This window comes from Chthonomonas sp., assembly GCF_035294165.1.
Lineage (GTDB): Bacteria > Armatimonadota > Chthonomonadetes > Chthonomonadales > Chthonomonadaceae > Chthonomonas.
Window position 1 is genome coordinate 1 of record NZ_DATGLN010000084.1, and the last position, 3,754, is coordinate 3,754.

At 55.8% G+C, this 3,754-nt stretch carries 3 protein-coding genes and 1 pseudogene; 3 read left to right on the plus strand and 1 reads right to left on the minus strand.

Annotation, left to right across the window (positions count from 1 at the left end):
* Together VKV29_RS04590 and rsmA are read left to right on the plus strand one after the other, a co-directional pair.
* A partial coding sequence (locus tag VKV29_RS04590; RefSeq protein WP_324200125.1) for a 3D domain-containing protein occupies window positions 1-513 on the plus strand: 513 nt, incomplete at its 5' end.
* A gap of 69 nt (window positions 514-582) precedes the next feature.
* The gene (gene rsmA / locus VKV29_RS04595; RefSeq protein WP_324200126.1) at window positions 583-1,491 is read left to right on the plus strand and encodes a 16S rRNA (adenine(1518)-N(6)/adenine(1519)-N(6))-dimethyltransferase RsmA; all 909 of its coding nucleotides are present in this window, start codon (window positions 583-585) and stop codon (window positions 1,489-1,491) included.
* Here the strand turns inward: rsmA and thrS are convergent.
* Window positions 1,469-3,217 carry a threonine--tRNA ligase gene (gene thrS, locus VKV29_RS04600; protein ID WP_324200127.1) on the minus strand — a complete coding sequence of 583 codons (1,749 nt, stop codon included), beginning with the start codon at window positions 3,215-3,217 and terminating at the stop codon, window positions 1,469-1,471. The genes rsmA and thrS overlap by 23 nt on opposite strands.
* Before the next feature lie 387 nt (window positions 3,218-3,604).
* On the opposite strand from thrS, the pseudogene VKV29_RS15275 reads away from it, so the two are divergent.
* Window positions 3,605-3,754, plus strand: a pseudogene (locus VKV29_RS15275) (flagellin FliC); the annotation flags it as partial.

The following is a 3,754-nucleotide window of genomic DNA, read 5'->3' on the forward strand; positions in this document are numbered from 1 at the left end:
CCCTATCCCACCCTCAGGAAGCCGACCTCTCTGCTGCGAAGCGGTACCAGTCGTATTTTGCGTGGTGGAGTGAAAGGCGAAAAAGAGGTGACCTACCGCATCTGGCTTCGGCCAAACGGCACCGAAATGAAAAGGACGCTCATCTCAGAGCGTATCCTCAAAAAGCCCGTTCCGGAAGTGGTTCAGGTAGGCATAGCCGCCAGACTTGCCTCACGCGGCTACTTTTCCGGTAGGCGCGTTCTCATTATGAACGCTACCTACTACTACCCTCACGAGGGCAGCGCTACCGGGCGCGCAAGCACCGGCATCAAATGTGGGTACGGGGTCGTGGCCGTAGACCCCCACTATATCCCCTTAGGCACACGCCTCTACATTGAGGGATACGGCTATGCCATCGCCGCCGACATCGGCAGCGCCATCAAGGGCAACCGAATCGACCTCTGCATCGACTCGTTGCACAATATCGCCCACATTCGGGACATGCATCACGTGCGCGTCCACATTCTAAACTGAGAAAATAAGGTCGTCGGGGCCGAAATGGCTTACGACCACTCGGCAGCAGTCCCGGCGACTTCTTTCCTCATGCATCCAGCGGATTTTCAGCCTACCTCGCTCAACGCCCTGCGGGCTTGGCTACACGAGCACCACATTCATCCCAGTAAGCGATTAGGACAGAACTTTCTTTTCGATCGCAACACGCTGCAGCGCATTCTCCTCGTCGCCGGTCTTCTTCCCGACGAGGCGGTGCTTGAAATCGGCGCCGGCTTTGGGTCTCTCACCCAGGCCCTGGCCGAACACGGGGCGAGAGTAACTGCCGTCGAGATCGACTCGCGGCTCAAGCCGCCCCTACAGGCCATTGCTGCCCGCTATCCCACCGTACGCCTTGTTTTTGCCGATTTTCTCGAGTTAGACCTCGATGTTCTTCTCGATATAGCATTCGGCATCGGGGGCATCGGCTCGGCGGTCGCCAACATTCCCTATGCCATCTCCACGCCCATAGTGGAAAGGTTGCTCTCTCGTAAAAACCGATTCCGTCAGATTATCCTGCTCGTACAAGAGGAGTTTGCCCGACGGATTGTTGCCAAACCGGGGAGTAAAGATTACGGCTCGCTCTCGATATTTGTGCAGTATCATGCGACGGCCGAGATCGCCGGTGTAGTGCCGCGCACGGTTTTCTTTCCACAACCGGAGGTTAACTCGGCGATTTTAAGGATGGTGCCGGTTTCACCAAGCACGCTGCAGGTAAATAACGAGGAGCGCTTTTTCGCCATTGTGCACGCCGCTTTCGGCCAACGTCGCAAAACCCTTTTGAAGGCTCTCCTCGCTGCAGCTCCGCAGATCGGGCTTCCAAACGATCGTGCGCGTGTGGCCGCATGGCTTTCAGCGGCCAACATCGCACCGGAGAGGCGCGGCGAAACGCTCTCTCTTGAAGAGTTTGCTCGTCTCGCCAACACCCCTCCAGAGCCGTTTAACCCTCCTGAAGCTCTTTAAGATAGGCGATGGTGGCCTCAATGGAGCGCGCACCGAGGTCGCCTTCCCCATGCTTGCGGATGCTCACCGTTTGGGCCTCCACATCTCTGTCGCCGCAGATAAGCATAATGGGTACCTTTTGCACCTCGGCGTCGCGAATGCGCTTGCCCATCTTCTCGTTGCGACCGTCTATCTCAACGCGGAAGCCTGCTTCCTGAAGGCGGGCGCGAACGCGCTGTGCGTACTCCAAATGCCTATCGGCAATAGGAATAATAGCGACTTGCTGCGGGGCCAGCCAGAAGGGAAAGGCACCGGCGTAGTGCTCCAGTAAAAGCCCCACCATACGCTCTAAGGAGCCGAAAGGTGCACGATGAATCATGATAGGCCGATGCCGTTGACCGTCCTCGCCCACATACTCCAGTTCGAAGCGCTCCGGCAGGTTATAATCCACCTGCACCGTGCCCATCTGCCATTCACGGCGTAGGGCATCGCGCACCATAAGGTCGAGTTTCGGGCCGTAGAAGGCAGCGTCTCCCTCGGCGATCTCATAATCCATGCCGAGGTCTTGCACCGCCTCGATGATGGCGCGTTGGGCGGCCTCCCAATTCTCATCGGAACCGATGTACTTGTCGTCTTTGGGGTCACGCACGCCGATTCGAACGCGATACTCTTCAAGGCCCAGGCGGCGCAGCGTGTAGAGCATGAGGTCTACCACGCCCTTAAACTCTTCCTTGAGCTGCTCCGGAGTTACAAAGAGATGGCTGTCGTCCTGCGTGAAGCCACGCACGCGCAACAGGCCGGTTAGCTCCCCGCTCTGCTCGTAGCGATAGACAGTTCCGAATTCGGCGAGGCGAAGGGGCAGATCGCGATAGGAGCGTAGCTCAGAGGCGTAGATCATGATGTGATGCGGGCAGTTCATCGGCTTGAGAACATAGGTCTCATCCTCCTCCTCTCCGCGCATCAATGGAAACATTTTGGAGTTGTAGGTTTGTAGGTGGCCACTGCGTTCATAGAGGCGTGCATTGCCGATATGAGGGGTCACCACCGGCAAATAGCCCCGTCGCGTCTGTTCGGCCTTCATGAACTCCATAAGCGTTTCCCGAAGAACAGCACCTTTCGGAAGCCACAAAGGCAGCCCCGGCCCCACCTCGTGTGAGAACATAAAGAGGCCTAATTCTCTACCCAAAACGCGATGATCTCGTTTCTTGGCCTCCTCCAACCGATGTAAGTAGTCCTTTAACTCCTCCTCGGTCGGCCAGATCGTGCCGTAGATGCGGGTAAGCATCTTGTTCTTTTCGTTGCCACGCCAGTAAGCCCCCGCCGTATGCAGGAGCTTGAAGTGCTTCAACTTCCCCGTCGACTCCACGTGAGGCCCGCGACAGAGGTCTATCCAATCTCCTTGACGGTAGAACGATATCTCCTCATTTTCTGGAATGTCGCGGATCAGCTCGAGCTTGTAGGGTTGATCCAGGCGTTTTTCAAGCTCTATAGCCTCCTCGCGAGGAAGCACCTCGCGTTGAATGGGGAGATCGCGTGCGGCAATTTCACGCATTTTTTCCTCGATCCGCTCCAAATCCTCTTCTCGAATAGGGCGGGGCAGCTCGAAATCGTAATAGAATCCATCCTCAATGGGCGGGCCAATGGCATATTTCACACCCGGAAACAGCTCGCCCACAGCCTGAGCCATGAGGTGAGCTGCGCTATGCCGTAAGCGATAAAGATCGTCATATTTTGTCTCGTCTTTCATACCTATTCCTCCTCGACGACGATGTAAGGTAAAGAAACAAAAAACCGCTTCCGAAAGCTTTCGGAAGCGGCGCGTTTGCTAAAGAGTAGAGCCTTCCTAAGAGACAAAGCCCTTCCTCCGGCGACGCAAAATCGCGCCGCCGTGCTTAGTGCTAACAAGTTCTGGCTTCGCCTCCGAAATCATCGAACTCCTCCTATAAGACCGTTCCTTGAACACCCCATTATACCCCATCGTATCCGCAAAAAAACTATGTTAAAACTGACAGGGGTTTATGGAATAAGAAAGACGTGGGCGGGCAAAGAACCTTCCTCATCTTCAAAAGCCAGCCTTAAATATCGCGGCAGGATGCCGCCATCTAACCCATCAGGGAGGAATTGACACGACAAAATGTTGAATCTCAACACCAATGTAACGGCGCTAGGCGCCCTTTACAACCTAAACCAAGTCTCCGATGCCGTCGCTAGCAGCATCCAAAAACTCTCTAGCGGACTGCGCATCAACTCCGCCGCCGATGACCCCGCAGGGCTTATCATCTCC